Source organism: Enterobacter cloacae complex sp. EB5, assembly GCF_031432835.1.
Taxonomy (GTDB): domain Bacteria; phylum Pseudomonadota; class Gammaproteobacteria; order Enterobacterales; family Enterobacteriaceae; genus Enterobacter; species Enterobacter hormaechei_C.
In genome coordinates, this window is the sequence record NZ_CP133860.1 from 4,557,100 (window position 1) to 4,576,295 (window position 19,196).

Here is a 19,196-nt window from a genome sequence, read left to right on the forward strand (position 1 = left end):
CTTATTCAAAAAATTCGAACATAGGCTTCGATATATTGCGCTATCCCTGTGGCAGGATTGTGAATAAAGTGTCAACAAGCAACGGGGCAACCCCCTCAATCAAATACAAAACAGGAATTTCCCATGAGCAAAGTATTAGTGTTGAAATCCAGTATTCTGGCAGGGTATTCACAGTCTGGTCAGCTATCTGACTATTTCGTTGAACAGTGGCGTGAACAGCACAGCGCGGATGAAATCACCGTGCGTGACCTGGCGGCAAACCCAATTCCTGTGCTGGACGGCGAGCTGGTTGGCGCGCTGCGTCCGAGCGATGCGCCTCTTACCCCACGTCAGCAGGAAGCCCTGGCGCTCTCCGACGAGCTGATTGCTGAGTTGCAGGCGCACGACGTTATCGTGATCAACGCCCCAATGTACAACTTCAACATTCCTACCCAGCTGAAGAACTACTTCGACCTGGTGGCGCGCGCTGGCGTAACCTTCCGTTACACCGAGAACGGCCCGGAAGGTCTGGTGAAAGGTAAACGCGCTATCGTCCTGACCAGCCGCGGCGGTATTCACAAAGATACCCCTACCGACCTGGTCGCACCGTATATGACGCTGTTCCTGGGCTTCATCGGCATTACCGACGTGAACTTTGTGTTCGCTGAAGGTATCGCTTACGGCCCGGAAGTGGCCACCAAAGCGCAGACCGACGCGAAAGCCGCTATCGACAGCCTGGTCGCGGCCTAAGTTTTCCCCCTCTCACCGCCCGGTGGGAGGGTTTTTCTTTTCCCCCGTATTTCGTTATCATCCGCACCCACTCTCCAGCCCGGCGGCCTGATGTCTGTCATTATCGATACGTTTATTGCACCACCCTGTCACGACGACATTGAGATCCTCTGGCAGGACGAGCATCTGCTGCTGATCAACAAACCTTCCGGTCTGCTCAGCCTGTCGGGGAAAAATCCGCAAAACCGCGATTCCGTCCACCACCGTCTGGTTCAAACCTTTCCCGGCTGCACGCTGGTGCATCGTCTTGATTTTGGCACTTCGGGTCTGATGGTCATTGCGCGTAACAAAGCGATCAACGCCGCGCTTTGCCACCAGTTCAGCCAGCGCGCCGTGAACAAGGTTTACACCGCCCTGCTGTGCGGCCATGTGGAACAGGACGAAGGGACCGTGGATGCGCCAATTGCCAAAGATCCGGCAATGTTTCCGCTGATGACGATCTGTGCCCGCACCGGTAAGCCCGCTCGCTCCCGCTATCGGGTGGTGGAACGCATTTACCAGGATACGACAATGCCGTTGACGCGGGTTGAGCTTACCCCGGAGACCGGGCGCACCCACCAGCTGCGCATTCACTGCCAGCAGTTAGGCCACCCTATTCTGGGGTGCGATCTGTATGGTGGTCTGGAATGGCCGGGGGCGGAAGAAACGCCCCGGCTGATGCTGCATGCCAGCGTTCTGAATTTTATTCATCCGCTGAGCGGCGAGCCGATAAACGCTCGTCACGCCGCGCCGTTCTGAGCGGGGATTACCACATTAAATCGTCAGGGATTTTGAAGTCTGCGTACGGATCGTCTTCGTCCTGCTCTTCCTGACTCAGCGCGCTGTTTAGCACAATGCTGTCCGCATCGCGCTGGGCAATTTTATCCGCCACCACCGCCGGGATAATCGCGTAATCACAGTCGCCCTTCGCGTTAATCACCAGTCGGGCAATCGCCAGACGACCGTTGATCAGTTGGGTTTGCGTCTGCTTATCGACCTCGATTTTTTTGATCAGGTTGCCGTCGGTAAAGTTGAAGGTAATGTTGCCCTTCGCCACGGTGATGCGGTTCATCTCAATTAGCTGCTTCACCTGTGCCCTGAACTCTTTTGCCAGCACCGCCTGTTTTTGCTGTTCGCTCAGCTGCTTATCACGCTCCAGCTGGGCTTTCTTGTTCTCTTCAACAGCCTCTCTCGCCTCGCGAGCCTGGACGCGGGATTTTTTCGCCGTGCGCTGAACCTTCGCCATCTTTTTACTGCTGACTAAGCCCGCTTTCAGCATCTGCTCTTGTAGGGTGAGTTTTGTCATGTTCGTTTAAACCGGTTGGAAATGTCGGGGGATTATACCTGAATCGCGCAGTTCATGAAGAACCCTCATGACGCAGTGAAATTAAGTCACTTCCCCTGCGCCAGTGGCTCAGGCATAAATTATGCATTGATAACGTTCCGGCAACATGAACTTAGGATGCATAACCAAATGAGTCAGGCTTTCACATTTACCCTTAAGCGCAGTTGCTTTGATGAAAATTATAACCCGTCAGAAAATACGCGTACCACCACCAACTTCGCCAACCTGGCGCGTGGCGAGAAGCGTCAGGAGAACCTGCGCAATACGCTGGTGATGATCAACAACCGCTTTAATGCGCTGGCGAGCTGGGATAACCCGAAAGCTGACCGCTATGCCGTCGAGCTGGAGATTATTTCAGTCGATATGAATATCGGCGGCGATTTTACTTTCCCGGCCATCGAAATTCTGCAAACGACGATCGTGGATAAAATGACCCACGAGCGCATCGAAGGCATCGTCGGAAATAACTTCTCATCGTATGTTCGTGACTATGATTTCAGCGTCCTGCTGCTGGAGCATAATAAAGATCGGTCCCGTTTTTCCCTCCCCGAGAATTTTGGCGAGCTGCACGGCAATATCTTTAAAAGCTTCGTTCATTCTGCGGAATATCAGGCGAACTTCAAAAAAGCGCCGGTGATCTGCCTGAGCGTCTCCAGCAAAGACACCTATCGTCGTACCGGTAACCACCACCCGGTGCTGGGCTATGAGTACCAGCCGGACGGCGAGTCGCTAACGGAACAGTACTTCGCGAAGATGGGCCTGAAGGTTCGCTACTTCATGCCGGAAAACAGCGTCGCGCCATTCGCCTTCTTCTTTACCGGCGATTTACTGCGTGATTACACCAATCTGGAACTGATCGGCACCATCAGCACCATGGAGACGTTCCAGAAGATCTATCGCCCGGAAATTTATAATGCCAATTCCGCTGCGGGACAGTGCTATCAGCCCGACCTGAATCAGCAGGATCACTCATTAACCAAAATCGTCTATGACCGTGAAGAGCGCAGCCGGCTGGCCATTGAACAGGGTAAATATACCGAAGAGCGGTTTATCAAACCCTATAAAACCCTTCTTGAGCAGTGGTCTCAACACTTCACGCTTTAATTTAATACGGATAAAAGGTTCTTTTATGAAAACATTGCTCCCGACATCAACGGCTGGCAGCCTGCCGAAACCCACCTGGCTTGCGCAGCCGGAAACGCTCTGGTCGCCGTGGAAACTCCAGGACGAGGAATTACTGGCAGGGAAACAGGATGCGCTGCGGTTGTCTCTGGATGAACAGATCCGCGCCGGGATTGATATCGTCAGCGACGGGGAACAAACCCGCCAGCATTTCGTCACCACCTTTATTGAACATCTCAGCGGCGTGGATTTTGAGAACCGTCAGACGGTGCGCATCCGTAACCGCTACGATGCGAGCGTGCCGACCGTGGTAGACGCGGTGGCGCGCCAGAAACCGGTGTTTGTTGACGACGCGAAATACCTGCGCCAGCTGACGGACAAGCCGATCAAGTGGGCGCTGCCCGGCCCGATGACCATGATCGACACGCTATACGATGCCCACTATAAAAGCCGTGAAAAGCTGGCCTGGGAGTTCGCTAAAATTCTCAATCAGGAGGCTCGGGAGCTGGAAGCGGCTGGCGTGGACATTATTCAGTTCGACGAACCTGCCTTTAACGTCTTTTTCGATGAGGTGAATGACTGGGGTATCGCCGCGCTGGAGCGCGCCATTGAAGGGCTGAAATGCGAAACCGCGGTACATATCTGTTACGGGTACGGCATCAAAGCCAATACGGACTGGAAAAAGACGTTGGGCTCCGAGTGGCGCCAGTATGAAGAGGCATTTCCAAAGTTGCAGACCTCGACGATCGATATCATCTCGCTGGAGTGCCACAACTCGCGCGTGCCGATGGATCTGCTGGAGCTTATCCGCGGTAAAAAAGTGATGGTCGGGGCAATTGACGTCGCCACCCAGACCATCGAAACGCCGGAAGAGGTGGCCGATACGCTGCGCAAGGCGTTGCAGTTTGTTGATGCAGACAAGCTTTATCCGTCCACCAACTGCGGTATGGCTCCCCTTTCCCGCCAGGTCGCCAACGGTAAGCTGAAGGCGTTAAGCGCCGGGGCTGACATTATCCGTCGCGAGCTGGCCCGCTAACCTTCAGGTTTGCCAGTACAGCGGCGTACCGAATCGCTCAATATAGTAATCAATCACCGCCCTGACGTTCAGGGGCGGATGACGCGCGTTCGGGTAAATCGCCGCAATCGTCAGTGGCTCCGTATTAATTGAACACTCCATTTCCGGCAGCAGCGCCACCAGCTCACCGCTTTTGAGCCGTTCGCTCACCATCCAGTCCGGGAAAAGCACAACGCCCATGCCGCCCAGCGCCGCAATCAGGAGCGTTTCCGCGTTATTGGAGGTCATCAGCGGTACGATGGGATAGTGAACCCACGCCTTGCCCGGCTGCCGGATCAGCCAGCGGTTAGGCCCGGACGAGCCGCGGTAAACCAGACAGTGGTGACGGCTGAGATCGTCCGGCCCCTCGGGCGCGCCATGTTTTCGCAGATAGTCCGGCGAGGCCGCCAGATGATAGAACTGCTGCCCGAACACCCGGGCGTGAAACGAGGAGTCCGTCAGCGCGCCGATGCGAAAGATAACGTCCGCGGCGTCACGGTGCGGATCGATAAAATCGTCGGTAAGGGTCAGTTCAATGGAGAGACGAGGGTAACGCGCCAGAAGCCCCGGCAGGCCCGGCGCGATGTGCCTCTGTCCGAAAAAGACCGGGCCATTGATACGCAGCGTGCCCGACGGCTCGCGGGCGCGTTCATCCAGCTCGCGTCGCGCGTCCTCCATATTCCCGGCCATCGCCCGGGCATAGCGCACAAAAAGATGCCCGCTCTCTGTGGGCATAATCGCCCGCGTGTTGCGGTAGAAAAGCTGTTGCCCGAGGGCGTCCTCAAGCTGGTGGATCACGCGGGAAACCTGCGACGCAGAAATCCCTTCCCGCCTCGCCACCACGGAAAAATTCTGCGTTTCATAAACGTCGATGAAGATCAGCAGCGCGCGAATGCTGATATGTCCGGCATCCATCATTAATGCATTTCCTGCACAGGTGTTTCCTGCATTATGGCATTTTTCTCAATGATGTTCAGACGTAATCTTCTCCGCCTGGAAAAAGGAGAAAAAGCGTTATGCACATTATTTTAATTTTACTGGTGATTGCCGGTGGCATGGGGCTGTCCGTGGAGGCCGGGCTGCTGGGGCCGCTGGGCGCAGAGGTGGGCGACCTGTGGGCGGCGTTCAGCATATTCAGCGTGGGAACGGGGCTGACGTTTCTGCTGATGCTGTTTTTCAGCCCGCGCAATAGTCCCTCATTTTTTGCGCAGCCTTCATGGCATCTGTTGGGCGGCGTGCTCGGCCCGGTTTACGTCATCATTCTCACCATTGCCACGCCAGCGATCGGCATTGCCATGACGATGATCGGCATTCTGGCAGGCCAGGTTTTTAAAAGCCTGATTATTGACCACTATGGCCTGCTGGGTACGCCGCACCGCAGGATCGATACAAAACGCATTATTGCGCTGGGATTTATCATCGCCGCGCTCATTCTCGTGGCGCAGGGGTAACGTTATGACAGTGATTATGATTATTCTGGCGGTGATTGGCGGCGCAACGCTGAGCATTCAGGCTGCCATTAACGGGCAATTAGGCAGCAGCGTGGGGGTATTCAAAAGCGCGTTTCTGACGTTTTCCGTCGGCGCGCTGGTGACCGCCCTGCTTATCTTCTTTTTTGAGCCGAAACAGGCGGTCAGCCTGATGGATGTGCCCAAATGGCAGCTTCTGGGCGCCCTGTGCGGCGTGCCCTATATCGTGATTATGGTGCTCGCGGTGCAGCGCATCGGGACCGCCGTTGCCACGGTAGCGGTTATCCTGGGCCAGCTGGCCATGAGCATGCTGATTGATAACTTTGGCTGGCTGAACAATGAAGCCATTCCGTTTTCAGCGAGCCGTTTCGGGGCCGTCGTCTGCCTGAGTATTGCCCTCTTCTTCATCTACTCAAGCACTAAACCTCAGCCCGAAGAGGATTAACCACCCTCTTTGCGGGTAAAGAACAGCGTCACCGTGGCGACGGTGACGCCAAATTTCTTCATCTCGGTTTTATTAAACAGACGGGTGCTGTCCTGCAAATACATCCAGTCATCAAAGTGCAGCAGCCAGGTTTTGCCGTCCGCCTTCACGTTCATGCTGTAGCGCCAGTTAAGGGCATTGCCCGCCGCCTGGCCTGTCGCGACACCTTCTATGTCACCCGCCGTGCCTTCATAGCGATTCTGCCCAACGCGGCGGATATGCCAGACGCGCTGCTGCTTCTCGCCGTTATCGTAGACAAAATGTTCATTCAGGGTCAGCGTATCGCCGATAACATCCCCGGCGATCTCGACGTGAAAACGGCGGATCTGCTTACCGCTGCGATCCTGCACCATCCCCCACGCCTCGGTTTTCCCCTGGAAGTAAGTAAAAATATCAAGCCGTGGCTGCTGCTGACGATACTCTGTCACCTCGGTGCTACATCCGGCCACCAGCATCGTCAGGGCAAGCGCCATTAACAGGAAACGTTTCATTGTGCTCCTCCGATTAACTGCTGACGCAGTTCAGGATACTCGGTGCGGGGATCGAGCCAGATCGCCAGAAAGCGTGAGCTAAACGCTGCCGTCTGGCGTGGCCCGAGTGGCGTAAATTTTTTTTGCGACGCCGTGGGGCGATACCAGAATTGCCCCTGGCCGTTATTAACCACAAACGCGAGCTGCGTGCCGGGCGTGACGTCGGGCCAGAGCGCTTTTAACATCCGCAGCCAGGCTTCACTCTGCGGCTCCTGCTGCAAAATGCCCTGCGCCTGCCACTGGTCACGCGTCGCCTCAACCAGGTCGTCACCATCGATGTCCCGGGCATAGGTGATAATCAGGGCATTATCGCCGTCTAACCCTGTATAGCGGCCATCGGGCGTCAGAAGCTGAGAGCTATAAACGGTAAACGGCCCCCAGGTAAGAGTGGCGTCGCCCACCTTGCGCCAGCTCAGCCAGTCTGCCGCCTGCACGGTACAGGTGAAGACGAACAACGCGAGCATCAGTACCAGCTTTCTCATTGTCGTCTCCCTATTAACAGGTGGAAAAACAGCATCAGCACCAGCCAGCCGGGGAACATACAGCTGACGACGATAAAGGTCGGCTCCTGAAACGTAATGGCCCCCAGACGCTCGCCGATCAGGTAGGCCACCGGCCCGCCCAGGGTCGCCAGCACCGTCAGCAACCAGCCCGGCAAGGTGGTCGTGCGGGTCAGTTGCGTCCAGACGGTGGCAAACATCAGCCACAGCGCCACCATCCACAGCGGCATCAGGGACGCGCCCGTGAACGCAATCAGCCCCGTCAGCGCCCAGAGGGCGTCCAGCAGCGCGCCCGACACCGCCAGCACAAGGGCGTATCCCCGGTATGATGGCGGTAACAACAGCCAGGCAAGCACCGCCAGCGCGATCCAGATGACCAGCCCCTGCTCGCGAAACAGCACCACCAGCGTCCAGTAGAGATCAAACCCGATAGCCAGCAGAAATACCTGCCCGTAGCGCTTCATACGCGTTCCGCAGTCAACTGCACCACGCTGATGGTGCGGGCATTAAACCCGGCTTCACAGTAGCCGAGGTAGTAGAGCCACATCCGGCGGAAACGGTCATCAAACCCGAGCTTTTCAATCTCCTGCCAGGCGTGAACGAAGCGCTGACGCCAGTGCGCCAGCGTGCGGGCGTAGTCCGGCCCCATATCGAAGAGGTTACGCACCACAAAATCGGTATGGCGGGTCATGAGTTCATTCATGGCGGTGATGCTGGGCAAAAAGCCGCCGGGGAAGATGTAGCGCTGAATAAAATCGACGCTTTTGCTGTAGTCGCGATAGCGCTGATCCTGAATGGTGATGGCCTGAATCGCCATCCGCCCGCCCGGACGCAGACGCGCCTGGCAGGTGCGGAAAAATGTTGGCAGGTAGCGCTGACCGACGGCCTCAATCATCTCAACCGACACCAGCTTGTCGTAAACCCCGGTCAGATCGCGGTAGTCGCAGAGCAGCACCTCAACGCGATCCTGCAACCCTGCCCGGGCGATCCGCGCGGTGGCCCAGTGGTACTGCTCCTGCGACAGCGTGGTGGTGGTCACCCGGCAGCCGTAATGACGGGCGGCATATTCCGCCATCGCCCCCCAGCCGGTGCCAATCTCCAGCAGATGATCGTTTGCCGTGAGCGCCAGCTGGTCGCACAGCCTCGCCATTTTCGCCTGCTGAGCCGCGGTCAGATCCTGCTCGTCCCCGCTAAACAGCGCGCTGGAGTACAGGAGATGTTCATCAAGGAAATGGGCGTAAAAGGCGTTGCCCAGATCGTAATGGGCGGCAATATTTTCCCGCGCCTGCGCGCGGGAGTTGCGCCGCATCCAGTGCCGCAGCCGCTCCACCGGTTTCCCGAGCAGGCGAAACCCTTTTTCCAGCTTTCCGAGGATTTGGCTATTGCGCGCAATCAGCTCCAGCAGCGGCGTCAGGTGGGGCGTCTCCCAGTCGCCATCCATCCACGCTTGTGCCGCGGCGAGGCTGCCCCCGGTTAAAATGCGCCAGTAGACGCCCGGAGCAAGTACCTGCACCTCAGCGTGAAGCGCGGCGGAGGCGTCGCCGAACTGGAACGTCTGCGCGCCTTCACGCAGCGTCAGCGAGCCACCGCGCAGGCCATTCAGCAGGCGGAAGAGCAACCATCGCGCGACGCGGACGTTGCGCGGGATATCGGGTTCAAGCGCAAAGACGGGATTGGTCATGAGCGTTCACTCCTGCTGAGGGGATGGTTATGCAGCGGCACGCGCTTCAGCCACAGCCTGAGCGCCTGCCAGTAAATGGCGAAAACGGTTTTGAGGGTCATCAACGGGATCCGCACCAGCAGCGCACGCAGCGCCGCGCGCGTCAGCGGCGCCCGGCGCAGCGTCAGGGTGGCATCAAACACCTTCGTCTCCTGATGGTTTTCGATATGCATGCGCAGCGTGCTGTCCGGACTGTTGAAGCGCCAGTGATAGATCATGTCCATCGGATTAAAGGGCGAGACGTGAAACGCTTTCTCCGTCGGCGGGGCGTCCCGCCCCGCTACCGCGTAGTAATGTCGTTCATTCCACGGCGTGTTACGGACTTCGGCGAGAACCCAGCGCAGGGTGTCTTCCCCGTCATAGCAGTAGTAAAAATTGACCGGGTTGAAATGAAAACCGAAATAGCGCAGCTGAGTCAGAAGCATGACCCGCCCCGCCGGACGTTCGCCGGTCAGATTTTCCAGACGCTCAAGGACACGCGCTTTGAGCGGCGTACCCAGCGGGTAGTCCGCATCATAAAATGCCGCGGGCGCAACGCGGTTACGACGCACGCCGACGGAGGGCAGCGCGTCCAGCTCATCCAGATCGAGCCAGGCCATAAACACGCTGTAGGTAAAGTGGTGCGCTTTCGGCGCAAGCCGACGATGGCGCAATGTACCGTGGTATAGGCAGCTGTTCATCTTAGTTGCCCTCCCCGGCCGCGATAGCGTTGACCACGTCCAGCGCACTGCGTACGCCATCTTCGTGGAAGCCGTTGTACCAGTACGCGACGCAGAACCAGCTCCGCTGGCGACCATTTATTTCGCCGCGCCGGGCCTGAGCCTGCCAGCTTTTCGGGTTAAAAAGCGGATGCTCATAGACAAAGCGGCGCAGCACAAAGCGTTCCTCCACCGGCGTTTCCGGGTTGAGGGTGACGCAAAACAGCGGGCTGCCCGGCGGCAGTCCCTGCAAGATATTCATGTTGTAGGTGACGCAGGCGCTGGCCTGATCCTGCTCGCTGAGGCGGTAGTTCCAGCTCGCCCACGCGCGTTCGCGTACCGGCAGCCAGCGCGGATCGCGGTGAAGCACCACCTCGTTACGCTGCCAGCCAATATCCCCCAGCACCTCGCGTTCAGCCGGCGTTGGGCTGGCGAGCATCGCCAGCGCCTGAGCGGAGTGGCAGGCGAAGATCACCTGATCAAAGGTGTCTGTTACACCCTCACGCGCAATATCAACCCCACGATCGTGGCGAATAACCTGCTGGACCGGCGCGTTGAGGTGCAGCGTCAGGCGATCGCCGAGCGTATCCAGCATCGCGCGGATATACTCCCGGGAGCCGCCTGGCACCACGTACCACTGCGGACGATGGGTGATGTCCAGCAGACCATGGTTTTCAAAAAAGCGTAAAAAGAGCGGCAGCGGAAAGCGTTTCATTTCCTGTAGCGACGACGACCAGATAGCCGCCCCCATTGGCAGGATGTAGTGGCGCGCAAAAAAGGGCGTAAAACCGTGCTGGCGCAGGAACGTTTCCAGCGTGGCGGAACCATCGACTTCGCCCCTGAGCGTCTGTTTCGCCAGCCGGTTAAAGCGCACGATCTCCTTCAGCAGCGTCCAGAAGGCCGGGTTGAGTAGATTACGTCGCTGGGCGAAAAGCGACGTCAGCGTGTGCCCGTTGTACTCCAGCCCGCTCTGCGGGTTGTGCACCGAAAAGCTCATCTGCGTTTTTTGCCCGCAGATGCCCAGTTCGCTGAGCAGCCCCATGAAGCGCGGATAGGTGCGGTCGTTGTAGACGATAAAACCGGTGTCGATGGCAAAGGTGCCCTGCGGCGTGTCGACATCCACCGTTGCGGTATGGCCGCCCGGCGTGGCCTGCGCTTCAAACAGCGTAACCTGGTGATGTCCGGCGAGACGCCAGGCACAGGTTAACCCGGCGATGCCGCTACCGATAATTGCGATTTTCATGATCGCACCATCCTGCGCAGCAGTGCGCGCTGAAGTACATCGGGCAGGCCGGAAAGCAGGCGCAGCGCCAGGCTGAATCCGGCGGGAAACGCGATGTGATCCTTTCCTTTTGCCAGACCGCGACGAATGGCGTGGACGGCGTCCCCCACGCTGACCCGGCCCGGCATCGGGAAATCGTTTTTGCGGGTCAGCGGCGTGTCGACAAAACCGGGTGAAACGACCGTGACGGCAATCCCTTTCGGTGCCCAGTCGAGGCGCAGCGTGTCGGCAAACCAGGTTAACGCCGCTTTAGAGGCGCCATACGCTTCGGCTCGCGGGAAGTGAAGCCAGTGCGCCATCGAACTGACCAGCACCACGCGGTTGCCGGATACCAGCTGCGGCTGCAACGCCGCAAGGCAGTTTACCGGCCCGATGAAATTGGTGGTCATGACCCGCGCCACCCGCCCGGCATCCACCTCGCCGCGGTCGAGATACTCGCAGGTTCCGGCGCAGAGAATCACCGTGTCGGCAGCACAGTCCGCGAGCGCCTGGCGACAGGCGTCCCTGTCTGTCATATCGAACTGGCGCACCGTAATGTTGGGGCTGTGCTGATGGACGGCTGCCAGACGTTGCGCATCGCGCCCGCAGGCAATCACCCGGTAACCATCGTCGGCAAACGATTTCGCCAGCCCCGCCCCGATGCCCGAGCTTGCGCCGGTGATCAGTACCGTTTTCATGATTTCACTCTCCGCTTCACGCCGCGCACGGCCCAGCCGAGTATAGGGAGATGTTCATAAATCATCTCTCCGGCATCGTAGTAATCCCGCTGGCGAACAATGCGATCGTCGCGCATGTCTACCACGGAGCAGCCCGGCAGCTGGCGCATTGCCCCCCGGGCGATACGCGGGTGCGACCAGTGCATCATCCAGGTGACCACAAAGCGATCGCCCTGCTGCAACGGTGCATCGACGGTAAAGCGACAGTGCTGGACGTTAGCCAGCAAGTGGGTGAAATAGCGCTGAATCGCGAACACCCCGCTGTGTTCGCCAAAGGGATCGATAAGCGTGGCATCAGCGCGATAAATCCCCGCCAGCGCCGAAGGTGGCTGGGTATCCAGCGTGGCGTAGTAATCAACGAACCGACTGATGACGGACGGCAACGTGCTCATGGGTCACATCCTGGGTGTAAACAACGTAGCGAAATCGCATAATTTAAACTTACACAATTAACGTTATTTGTCCAAGTTTACGCAGATATATTTTTTATTCTTATTATTTTTCAATTACCTGTGATATCACCTTGCGCAGCCATTTTGTGCAAAAATTTGAATTTCGCCGCCAGAGTGCCGTTTTTTTAGGGATAACCTTAAGGCAAAGGTGCCATTTATCTTCCAGACTTATCCTTTTAATTCATAAGGATGTCACGCGATGAAACATTTACTGATGACGCTCTTTTCCAGCCCGGAATCCTTGTTGCAGGTCATGAGTCACCAGGAAATTATCGAAGCCGTAGAGGATGGCGACCGCATCATCATCGATCAGGATGGAAACGCCTCGGTTAACTACAAAAGCCACGAGGTGCGGCAGGACTTTCTGCGCCATGTCAACGCGCTGAAGAGGGCCTGAAATGGGAACGGCAATATTCATGGTATTAATGGTATGCGGGTACTGGTACACCAGCCGCGACCTCTCAACACGGTTTAAAATCAAGCGGTCCTTTGGCTGGGACGTCTATTTTCTTGTGGCGCTGTATGGCTGTATTTTTGTTCTTCAGGGGGTGATCGCCACCGGCCTGCTGTGGCTGCTGTTGTTCGCCCTCTCCGCCGCCGATAACACGTTCCATTTCACGTCAGCAAAATATGCTGACTGGCAAATTGATTTTATGAACTGGAGCTTCCTGGGGATTCAGGCCCCGGTGGTGGTGATGCTGGCCTTCGCGATCCTGTTTTGTCTCTACCGCTCGAACTGGGCCGGAAGCGCGCGGCTGGACGGTGAAGGCCGGAAAAAATTGTACAAGCGGCTGGCGCAGTCGAGCGGAATTGAACAGCTGCTCTATCAGTGCATGGAGGAAGGTGAACTGGCGCACGTCACGCTGAAATCGCGGCGGATCTATATTGGCATGATCCATACCGCCACGCTGGAGTATGAAAAAACGGCCAATATCGTGCTTATTCCGATGCTGAGCGGCTACCGTGACGGGAAGAACATGCAGCTCTGTATCGAACATAACTACAGCAAATGGTATGCCGAGCATGACATTACGCTCGATTCGGAGCCCAAAAGCGCCATGGATTTTCGCAAAGTGATCATGCTGGATCAGATCGAGAGTATTTCGCTGTTCGATCCCGCAAGCGCCAGCGCGCTGGCGATGCGTGAATAAAAAAATGGCGCCTTATCGCAATAAGGCGCCAGGATTCACCAGGATGAACGCTAAACTTATGGCATCACAATATTGAACCAGAAGTCAAACTTATCCATGTAACTCAGCATCTCTTCCAGCTTCGCGCCGTCTCCGCTCACCTTCACGTCACCCTTATCCATCGCCTGCTTCAGCGTCTCTTTCTTAAGGATGATGTCGTTCAGCGTGGTGCGGTCCAGCGTGATGGTTGCGTCGGCATCCTTCGCCTGCGCGTTGGCGGTATGGTTCAGCACGCCGTTTTCCAGCTCCAGCTTGTATTTGCCGCCATCCTTACCCAGATCGATGTTAAAGACCGCTTTCGCGTTACCGGCCCGTACCCCGTTGATGTGCACGCCCAGGTAGTCGAAGAACATTTCCGGGGTCATCGCCCGCACGGTATCCGGGCTGGCGGTGTTCGGCGTCGGCAGCTTCTTCACGCCATTACGCAGTTCCTGCGCGCCGGTCAGGTAGAAATTACGCCAGGTGCCCGCTTCCGCCTGGTAACCTAACTGCTCCAGCGCGTCGGCTTCCAGATTACGTGCCGCAGCGTTCTGCGGATCGGCGAAGACGATTTTGCTGGTCACCTGCGCCACCCAGCGGTAGTTGCCCTGCTGATAGTCAGCTTTGGCTTTCTGCATGATGGCATCGGCCCCTCCCATGTATTCCACAAACTTCTTCGCAGCCTGTTCAGGCGGCAGTTCGTCGAGGGTAGCCGGGTTGCCGTCGAACCAGCCGAGATAAAACACGTAGGTGGCTTTGACGTCGTGGCTGACAGAACCGTAGTAGCCGCGGCTCGCCCACTGTTTTTCCAGCGATTCCGGCAGTTTAAACTCGGCGGCGATCTCGTCGCGGGTCAGCCCCTTGTTGGCCATACGCAGGGTCTGGTCATTGATGTAGCGGTACATATCGCGCTGGCCTTTCATCAGCTTGACGATATTCTCGTTGCCCCAGGTCGGCCAGTGGTGCTGCGCAATAATCACTTCCGCGTCCGCGCCCCAGCGCTCAATGGCGGCGTTGATGTACTTAGACCAGGCCAGCGGATCGCGGATTTTCGCGCCGCGCAGGGAGTAGGTGTTGTGCAGGGTATGGGTCACGTCCTCTGCGGCTTCGATCATTTTCTTCTCTTTGACATACCACAGCATTTCGGACGGGGCTTCTGAGCCCGGCGCCATCATAAAGTCGTAGGTCAGCCCGTCAATCACCTCTTGCTGGCCGGTATGGGTAATGTAGTTGGTCGGCGGGATCAGGGTCACCGTACCCGCAGAGGTGGTGGTGCCAAGACCCGCCCCCACCTGGCCTTTTGCATCCGGCTTCAGCAGGTTGCCGTACATATAGCTCGCACGGCGGCTCATCGCATTCCCGGCCATAATGTTTTCGGAAACCGCTTCTTTCATAAAGCCTTCCGGGGCGTAGATCTTCACTTTGCCGGACTTCACGTCGGCTTCGTCAACCACACCGCGCAGGCCGCCGTAGTGGTCGACGTGACTGTGGGTGATCACCACAGCGACGACCGGTTTCTTGCCGCGGTTCGCATAGTAGAGATCCAGCGCTTCTTTCGCCGGTTCAGCGCTTAACAGCGGGTCGATAACGGTGATGCCCTTCTCGCCTTCAATGATGGTCATGTTGGAGAGATCGAGATTACGGATTTGATACACGCCGTCGGTGACCTTAAACAGCCCGCCAATGTTGATCAGCTGTGACTGACGCCACAGGCTCGGGTTTACCGTATCCGGGGCTTTTTCACCCTCTTTCACGAAATCATATTTCGCCGGGTTCCAGATAACGTTTCCCTGCTCGCCTTTAATCATGTTTTGCGGCAGCGGGGCGATAAAGCCTTTATGGGCGTTCTCAAAGTCGGTTTTATCGGCAAACGGTAATTTGTTATACAGGGCGTTATTTGCCTGTCGGGTTGTGGCAGTGGCATCCTGCGGCTGTACTTCCGCAAACGCGGAAAGCGACAGCGACGTCAACACACCAGCCAGCGCCAGATGTTTAGCGATTAGAGTTAATTTCATTGAATGGCCTCATAGATTAATTGCGCCGCCTGGATATTTACGGTTGGCGGATAATTTTAATGCGAACTCATTGACGACCATTCTAATCAGAATACTTTCTCATCATAGTCCCATATGGGACTGGTTATTTATGGGTTCGTAATCCGGGGGCTATTGCTGCTATACTCGCTACCACGGCAGACGTTGCGGGGAGAGGCTTAGCGTGAATTTCCAGGATATCCATACCTATTATCAGCAACTCAATATTGAGCAATTCTTTCCGCACATGCTTTGTAAAGGCGAGGCCTTAACCGTTGCCGCAAATAAAAAATTCACCGTCGAGCCTGGCTATATCTATTTTTGTACTGAAGGGTCGCTGACGATATTAATGCCTGATGATGGCCTAAATATTGGCAATACTATCGAGTATATGCCGATAGGGTTAATGGAAAGGTATTGTCCACTGGTGAAGTATGAATATCGCAGCAGTGCGAAGGTGACGCTGGTGAGAATAGCCTGGGCCGACTTCGACCAGATATTTTTTGAGGGCGGGCCTGAGCGTATGCAGGCGCTGGCCACCATACTGACCTACATGTCCATTTTCACCATCGACCTGCACAATGAACGCAGGCAGGTCACCAGCTACCAGACCATCAAACCGATGCTCTATCGCTATCTTTATCGGCAGGAGACCCACACGGGAGAGAATGAGGGCCTGGCGCTGTTTATCATTAAGCGCACTAACCTGTCACGCACCCATGTCTTTCGCGTGCTGGCAGATCTCAAAGCCGGGGGCTATATCACCATGAAGCGCGGAAAGCTGGTGTCGATTGACCGGCCCCTGCCGGAAGCGTATTAAGCTCATCTTCACGCCTTGAGCAACATGTGGGAACGAACGGCCTTATTTATCCCGGCCAGCCGACTTGGGCCGTAAATTCTCATCGAAGACCAGCCGTTTGCGTCCGGGCTCTTCTTCCCGCAGCGGCTCCACCTGATGCAGCGTCTGCTTACAGCGATCCACCAGTACCTGATACTCCCGCGTGCCCTGCTTTTTCCACTCTATTTCCTGTGCGCTTAACTCACGAATCGCTTTCGCCGGACTGCCAAGAATTAAGTGATTCGCAGGCATCTCCGCTTTGGCCTTCACAAACGCCGCCGCCCCGACGATGCTGTTTTCGCCGATCGTCGCCCCGTCCATCACGACCGCATTCATCCCCACCAGCGCATTACGGCGGATAATGCAGCCGTGCAGGATCGCGCTATGGCCGATATGCCCGTCCTCTTCCACCACCGTGTCCTGCTCCGGAAAACCGTGCATCACGCAGTTATCCTGGATGTTCGCGCCGTCTTTCACCACGATCCGGCCAAAATCACCGCGCAGGCTGGCGTTAGGGCCCACGTAAACACCTTTGCCGAGGATCACGTCGCCAATCAGCACCGCGGTCGGGTGAACATAGCTCTCTTCAGGCACGACCGGCGTCAGACCATCAATTTGATAAACAGGCATACCCTCTCCTTATGTGATATTCAGACCACCAAAACGCTGGTGATAAAGCGTGCCGGGAGCGGGCAGCTCGCCCACGGAGGTTTCCCCCTTCTCACTGACAAACGCCAGGGCTCCCGCCGCCACGCGCTGGTAGATGTTAATGCACAGCTGTCGCGCGCTCTGTCCCGCCCAGTGCGCAGGAAGTAACTCCTCCGGCAACAGCGGATCTTTCAGCACCACGCGACGATAAAAATGAATGAGTAACAGCTGGATCTGGAAGCAGCGTTCCGGGGTCAAATCCTCAGGCGGCGCCTCTTTCAGCAGCGGCAGCAGCGGACGGAACGAGTTGATAAACGTTTCGTACATCGCGTTTTGTTCGGTCAGCTGCCAGCACTCTTCCACCCGGGATCGTAGCGCCGCGCGTGACAAGGCCAGCGGCGAATGGGCTTCAAAGAAAATGACGTTTTCCGCCACGCCCGCGTCATGCAGCAGAGACTGCACGTCCGCCAGGTTCTGCGACGGCGAGGCCATCAGGCTCGGTGCCAGCGTGCCGAACCCTTGCCAGATGAGCTGTTTTTTCACGTCCGCGAGCGTGGTTTTATCCAGCCCCTCGGAAAGCAGCAGCAGCCATTTACCATCCCACGCCGGCAGTTCCGCACGGTAGATTTTATTTTCCGCGCGGCGGGTCAAACGCAGCCCCTTGTCGCTGAGACGGTAAAAGCTGCGGCGGCCAATGCGGGACACGTCCAGCCAGCCCTCTTTGTTGAGGCGAAACAGCGCGGTGCGCACAAAGCGCTCCCCGAAACCCATCCCTTCCAGCAGAGCCGCCAGGCTGCCGAGCCAGATCTCTCCGCCGCGATGGGAAAGCGCGTCGCCATACAGTGAGGAGATAAGCGACGTACCGCTGACGGGAACAGAGCTGACTGCGTGCTGGATAAAGGCATCAAGTTTATTCATGTGATTCATTCTGTTGTTATTTTTTTCCTGGATGAATCATAGCATACGAATCTGGGGTGTACCCTCACCCTAACCCTCTCCCAAAGGGAGAGGGAACTTAATACACCCTCTCCCTTTGGGAGAGGGCTGGGGTGAGGGAAATTCAACCGTTGGCTGCCACTTTACGCAAATCAAACACCCGGCAGGCTTTACCCTCGGAGCGCGGTATACTGCCGCAGTTCACGATCATTACGTCGGTTGAGATCCCCACCATCGATTTAATCCGATGGCGCAGCTGATGGCAGACCTGACAGCGCTGTTCATGGGTCAGCGTTAAGCTGCTCTGTTTCAGCTCGACCTTCACCGAAAGTGAATCAAGATGCCCGCGGCGATTCACCTCCAGCTGATAGTGCGGCGAAAGGTGTTCGAACTTGACGATCTCCTCTTCCAGCTGTGACGGGAAGACGTTAACCCCGCGAATGATGAGCATGTCGTCGCTGCGCCCGCTGATGCGATCCATCCGGCGCATGGTGCGTGCGGTGCCCGACAGCAGGCGCGTCAGGTCGCGGGTGCGGTAGCGGATCACCGGCAGCGCCTCTTTGGTCAGCGTGGTGAACAGCAGCTCACCCTGCTCGCCGTCGGCCAGCGGCGTGCCGTCATTCGGGTTGACGATCTCCGGGTAGAAGTGATCTTCCCAGATGGTCGGGCCGTCGGCGGTTTCAAGACACTCCATCGCCACGCCCGGCCCCATCACCTCGGAGAGACCATAGATATCCAGCGCGGTAATGCCCAGCCGTTTTTCAATTTCGCGGCGCATCGCCTGCGTCCACGGCTCGGCGCCGAACACGCCGACGCGCAGGGAACAGGCGCTGGCATCGCCGCCCATCTGACGCTCCAGCTCTTCAATCAGGTTCAGGCAGTAAGACGGCGTCACCATGATCATATCCGGCTGGAAATCGCGGATCAGCTGCGCCTGCTTCTCCGTCTGCCCGCCGGACATCGGGATCACCGTCGCACCCAGACGCTCGGCACCGTAGTGCGCCCCCAGCCCGCCGGTGAAGAGCCCGTAACCGTAGGCGACGTGAATTTTATCCTTCGCGCTGCCCCCGGCGGCGCGCAGGGAACGGGCGACGATATTGGCCCAGTTGTCGATATCATTCTGGGTATACCCCACCACGGTCGGCTTTCCGGTGGTGCCCGACGAAGCGTGGATGCGCACAACCTGCTCCATCGGCACCGCGAAGGTATCAAACGGGTAGTTGTCGCGCAGATCCTGCTTGGTGGTGCACGGGAATTTTTGCAGGTCCGCCAGCTCGTTGAAATCGTCAGGGTGAACGCCCGCGGCATCAAACTTGCGTTTGTACATCGGAACGTTGTTGTAGGCGTGGTTCAGCGTCCACTTCAGGCGCGCGGTCTGCAACGCCTGTAATTCATCAATGGACGCGGTTTCGATCGGATCAAGCTTTGTTGTATTTATCATCGCAGGGTACTC

The 19,196-nt window shown here is 57.1% G+C and carries 23 protein-coding genes; 9 read left to right on the forward strand and 14 right to left on the reverse strand.

Annotation, left to right across the window (positions count from 1 at the left end; genetic code table 11):
* Window positions 1-123 precede the first annotated feature (123 nt).
* Together azoR and RHN82_RS21815 are read left to right on the forward strand one after the other, a co-directional pair.
* Window positions 124-729, forward strand: a complete 606-nt coding sequence (gene azoR, locus RHN82_RS21810) for an FMN-dependent NADH-azoreductase (protein WP_045622270.1) — start codon at window positions 124-126, stop codon at window positions 727-729.
* A gap of 90 nt (window positions 730-819) precedes the next feature.
* A complete protein-coding gene (locus tag RHN82_RS21815) occupies window positions 820-1,506 on the forward strand; it encodes an RluA family pseudouridine synthase (RefSeq protein WP_047050866.1) in 687 nt (228 codons plus the stop codon).
* 7 nt (window positions 1,507-1,513) lie between these two features.
* On the opposite strand, the gene RHN82_RS21820 is transcribed toward RHN82_RS21815, so the two are convergent.
* Window positions 1,514-2,053 (reverse strand): DUF2058 domain-containing protein, encoded by a 540-nt coding sequence (locus RHN82_RS21820; protein ID WP_003857300.1) that lies wholly within the window; start codon window positions 2,051-2,053, stop codon window positions 1,514-1,516.
* 168 nt (window positions 2,054-2,221) lie between these two features.
* Here RHN82_RS21820 and RHN82_RS21825 point away from each other — a divergent pair, with 168 nt between their 5' ends.
* Together RHN82_RS21825 and RHN82_RS21830 are read left to right on the forward strand one after the other, a co-directional pair.
* Window positions 2,222-3,196: a DUF1852 domain-containing protein gene (locus RHN82_RS21825; RefSeq protein WP_047050981.1), complete on the forward strand. Its 975-nt coding sequence runs from the start codon at window positions 2,222-2,224 to the stop codon at window positions 3,194-3,196.
* A 25-nt stretch (window positions 3,197-3,221) separates the two neighbouring features.
* A complete protein-coding gene (locus RHN82_RS21830) occupies window positions 3,222-4,250 on the forward strand; it encodes a methionine synthase (protein WP_045906719.1) in 1,029 nt (342 codons plus the stop codon).
* A gap of 3 nt (window positions 4,251-4,253) precedes the next feature.
* On the opposite strand, the gene RHN82_RS21835 is transcribed toward RHN82_RS21830, so the two are convergent.
* Window positions 4,254-5,186 carry a LysR family transcriptional regulator gene (locus tag RHN82_RS21835; RefSeq protein WP_047050865.1) on the reverse strand — a complete coding sequence of 311 codons (933 nt, stop codon included), beginning with the start codon at window positions 5,184-5,186 and terminating at the stop codon, window positions 4,254-4,256.
* Window positions 5,187-5,284: 98 nt separating this feature from the next.
* Between RHN82_RS21835 and RHN82_RS21840 the strand changes: the two genes are divergently transcribed.
* A complete protein-coding gene (locus RHN82_RS21840) occupies window positions 5,285-5,719 on the forward strand; it encodes a DMT family transporter (RefSeq protein ID WP_003857304.1) in 435 nt (144 codons plus the stop codon).
* 4 nt (window positions 5,720-5,723) lie between these two features.
* Window positions 5,724-6,182, forward strand: coding sequence for a DMT family transporter (locus RHN82_RS21845; protein ID WP_047050864.1), 459 nt, complete (start codon window positions 5,724-5,726; stop codon window positions 6,180-6,182).
* Here the strand turns inward: RHN82_RS21845 and RHN82_RS21850 are convergent.
* From RHN82_RS21850 to RHN82_RS21885, 8 genes are read right to left on the reverse strand one after another with little or no spacing between them, the layout of a single operon-like run.
* The gene (locus tag RHN82_RS21850) at window positions 6,179-6,712 is read right to left on the reverse strand and encodes a DUF3833 domain-containing protein (protein WP_047050863.1); all 534 of its coding nucleotides are present in this window, start codon (window positions 6,710-6,712) and stop codon (window positions 6,179-6,181) included. The genes RHN82_RS21845 and RHN82_RS21850 overlap by 4 nt on opposite strands.
* The gene (locus RHN82_RS21855) at window positions 6,709-7,233 is read right to left on the reverse strand and encodes a hypothetical protein (RefSeq protein WP_047050861.1); all 525 of its coding nucleotides are present in this window, start codon (window positions 7,231-7,233) and stop codon (window positions 6,709-6,711) included. The genes RHN82_RS21850 and RHN82_RS21855 overlap by 4 nt, the downstream gene beginning before the upstream one ends.
* Window positions 7,230-7,715 (reverse strand): DUF2878 domain-containing protein, encoded by a 486-nt coding sequence (locus RHN82_RS21860; protein WP_047050860.1) that lies wholly within the window; start codon window positions 7,713-7,715, stop codon window positions 7,230-7,232. Before RHN82_RS21860 ends, RHN82_RS21855 begins: the two co-directional genes overlap by 4 nt.
* Window positions 7,712-8,932: a cyclopropane-fatty-acyl-phospholipid synthase family protein gene (locus RHN82_RS21865; protein ID WP_047050858.1), complete on the reverse strand. Its 1,221-nt coding sequence runs from the start codon at window positions 8,930-8,932 to the stop codon at window positions 7,712-7,714. The genes RHN82_RS21860 and RHN82_RS21865 overlap by 4 nt, the downstream gene beginning before the upstream one ends.
* Window positions 8,929-9,651 carry a DUF1365 domain-containing protein gene (locus tag RHN82_RS21870; protein ID WP_047050857.1) on the reverse strand — a complete coding sequence of 241 codons (723 nt, stop codon included), beginning with the start codon at window positions 9,649-9,651 and terminating at the stop codon, window positions 8,929-8,931. The genes RHN82_RS21865 and RHN82_RS21870 overlap by 4 nt, the downstream gene beginning before the upstream one ends.
* Window position 9,652: 1 nt before the next feature.
* The gene (locus RHN82_RS21875) at window positions 9,653-10,912 is read right to left on the reverse strand and encodes an NAD(P)/FAD-dependent oxidoreductase (RefSeq protein ID WP_047050855.1); all 1,260 of its coding nucleotides are present in this window, start codon (window positions 10,910-10,912) and stop codon (window positions 9,653-9,655) included.
* On the reverse strand, window positions 10,909-11,628 hold the full coding sequence (locus tag RHN82_RS21880; protein ID WP_047050854.1) for an SDR family NAD(P)-dependent oxidoreductase: 720 nt from the start codon (window positions 11,626-11,628) through the stop codon (window positions 10,909-10,911). Before RHN82_RS21880 ends, RHN82_RS21875 begins: the two co-directional genes overlap by 4 nt.
* Window positions 11,625-12,059: a nuclear transport factor 2 family protein gene (locus RHN82_RS21885; RefSeq protein WP_047050853.1), complete on the reverse strand. Its 435-nt coding sequence runs from the start codon at window positions 12,057-12,059 to the stop codon at window positions 11,625-11,627. The genes RHN82_RS21880 and RHN82_RS21885 overlap by 4 nt, the downstream gene beginning before the upstream one ends.
* A 259-nt stretch (window positions 12,060-12,318) precedes the next feature.
* Between RHN82_RS21885 and RHN82_RS21890 the strand changes: the two genes are divergently transcribed.
* Both RHN82_RS21890 and RHN82_RS21895 read left to right on the forward strand, forming a co-directional pair.
* Window positions 12,319-12,516: a hypothetical protein gene (locus RHN82_RS21890; protein ID WP_003857318.1), complete on the forward strand. Its 198-nt coding sequence runs from the start codon at window positions 12,319-12,321 to the stop codon at window positions 12,514-12,516.
* Window position 12,517: 1 nt separating this feature from the next.
* Entirely contained in the window at window positions 12,518-13,270 is a 753-nt protein-coding gene (locus RHN82_RS21895; protein WP_047050851.1) for a hypothetical protein, read from the forward strand.
* Window positions 13,271-13,326: 56 nt separating this feature from the next.
* Here RHN82_RS21895 and RHN82_RS21900 read toward each other — a convergent pair whose 3' ends face one another.
* Window positions 13,327-15,303 carry an alkyl/aryl-sulfatase gene (locus tag RHN82_RS21900; protein ID WP_047050850.1) on the reverse strand — a complete coding sequence of 659 codons (1,977 nt, stop codon included), beginning with the start codon at window positions 15,301-15,303 and terminating at the stop codon, window positions 13,327-13,329.
* A 202-nt stretch (window positions 15,304-15,505) separates the two neighbouring features.
* Between RHN82_RS21900 and RHN82_RS21905 the strand changes: the two genes are divergently transcribed.
* A complete protein-coding gene (locus RHN82_RS21905; RefSeq protein WP_047050849.1) occupies window positions 15,506-16,141 on the forward strand; it encodes a helix-turn-helix domain-containing protein in 636 nt (211 codons plus the stop codon).
* Between the two features lie 42 nt (window positions 16,142-16,183).
* On the opposite strand, the gene paaY is transcribed toward RHN82_RS21905, so the two are convergent.
* From paaY to paaK, 3 genes are all read right to left on the reverse strand, one after another.
* Complete coding sequence (gene paaY / locus RHN82_RS21910) at window positions 16,184-16,789, reverse strand: phenylacetic acid degradation protein PaaY (RefSeq protein ID WP_006810541.1); 606 nt, start codon at window positions 16,787-16,789, stop codon at window positions 16,184-16,186.
* Between the two features lie 9 nt (window positions 16,790-16,798).
* A complete protein-coding gene (paaX, locus tag RHN82_RS21915) occupies window positions 16,799-17,734 on the reverse strand; it encodes a phenylacetic acid degradation operon negative regulatory protein PaaX (RefSeq protein ID WP_032103751.1) in 936 nt (311 codons plus the stop codon).
* Between the two features lie 133 nt (window positions 17,735-17,867).
* Window positions 17,868-19,184 carry a phenylacetate--CoA ligase PaaK gene (gene paaK / locus RHN82_RS21920; RefSeq protein ID WP_047050845.1) on the reverse strand — a complete coding sequence of 439 codons (1,317 nt, stop codon included), beginning with the start codon at window positions 19,182-19,184 and terminating at the stop codon, window positions 17,868-17,870.
* Between the last annotated feature and the right edge of the window lie 12 nt (window positions 19,185-19,196).

Bases quoted from the DNA above. Each gene is read 5' to 3' on its own strand.
- azoR (WP_045622270.1), top strand. From the start codon at position 124: ATGAGCAAAGTATTAGTGTTGAAATCCAGTATTCTGGCAGGGTATTCA.
- RHN82_RS21815 (WP_047050866.1), top strand. From the start codon at position 820: ATGTCTGTCATTATCGATACGTTTATTGCACCACCCTGTCACGACGAC.
- RHN82_RS21820 (WP_003857300.1), bottom strand. From the start codon at position 2,053: ATGACAAAACTCACCCTACAAGAGCAGATGCTGAAAGCGGGCTTAGTC.
- RHN82_RS21825 (WP_047050981.1), top strand. From the start codon at position 2,222: ATGAGTCAGGCTTTCACATTTACCCTTAAGCGCAGTTGCTTTGATGAA.
- RHN82_RS21830 (WP_045906719.1), top strand. From the start codon at position 3,222: ATGAAAACATTGCTCCCGACATCAACGGCTGGCAGCCTGCCGAAACCC.
- RHN82_RS21835 (WP_047050865.1), bottom strand. From the start codon at position 5,186: ATGATGGATGCCGGACATATCAGCATTCGCGCGCTGCTGATCTTCATC.
- RHN82_RS21840 (WP_003857304.1), top strand. From the start codon at position 5,285: ATGCACATTATTTTAATTTTACTGGTGATTGCCGGTGGCATGGGGCTG.
- RHN82_RS21845 (WP_047050864.1), top strand. From the start codon at position 5,724: ATGACAGTGATTATGATTATTCTGGCGGTGATTGGCGGCGCAACGCTG.
- RHN82_RS21850 (WP_047050863.1), bottom strand. From the start codon at position 6,712: ATGAAACGTTTCCTGTTAATGGCGCTTGCCCTGACGATGCTGGTGGCC.
- RHN82_RS21855 (WP_047050861.1), bottom strand. From the start codon at position 7,233: ATGAGAAAGCTGGTACTGATGCTCGCGTTGTTCGTCTTCACCTGTACC.
- RHN82_RS21860 (WP_047050860.1), bottom strand. From the start codon at position 7,715: ATGAAGCGCTACGGGCAGGTATTTCTGCTGGCTATCGGGTTTGATCTC.
- RHN82_RS21865 (WP_047050858.1), bottom strand. From the start codon at position 8,932: ATGACCAATCCCGTCTTTGCGCTTGAACCCGATATCCCGCGCAACGTC.
- RHN82_RS21870 (WP_047050857.1), bottom strand. From the start codon at position 9,651: ATGAACAGCTGCCTATACCACGGTACATTGCGCCATCGTCGGCTTGCG.
- RHN82_RS21875 (WP_047050855.1), bottom strand. From the start codon at position 10,912: ATGAAAATCGCAATTATCGGTAGCGGCATCGCCGGGTTAACCTGTGCC.
- RHN82_RS21880 (WP_047050854.1), bottom strand. From the start codon at position 11,628: ATGAAAACGGTACTGATCACCGGCGCAAGCTCGGGCATCGGGGCGGGG.
- RHN82_RS21885 (WP_047050853.1), bottom strand. From the start codon at position 12,059: ATGAGCACGTTGCCGTCCGTCATCAGTCGGTTCGTTGATTACTACGCC.
- RHN82_RS21890 (WP_003857318.1), top strand. From the start codon at position 12,319: ATGAAACATTTACTGATGACGCTCTTTTCCAGCCCGGAATCCTTGTTG.
- RHN82_RS21895 (WP_047050851.1), top strand. From the start codon at position 12,518: ATGGGAACGGCAATATTCATGGTATTAATGGTATGCGGGTACTGGTAC.
- RHN82_RS21900 (WP_047050850.1), bottom strand. From the start codon at position 15,303: ATGAAATTAACTCTAATCGCTAAACATCTGGCGCTGGCTGGTGTGTTG.
- paaY (WP_006810541.1), bottom strand. From the start codon at position 16,789: ATGCCTGTTTATCAAATTGATGGTCTGACGCCGGTCGTGCCTGAAGAG.
- paaX (WP_032103751.1), bottom strand. From the start codon at position 17,734: ATGAATCACATGAATAAACTTGATGCCTTTATCCAGCACGCAGTCAGC.
- paaK (WP_047050845.1), bottom strand. From the start codon at position 19,184: ATGATAAATACAACAAAGCTTGATCCGATCGAAACCGCGTCCATTGAT.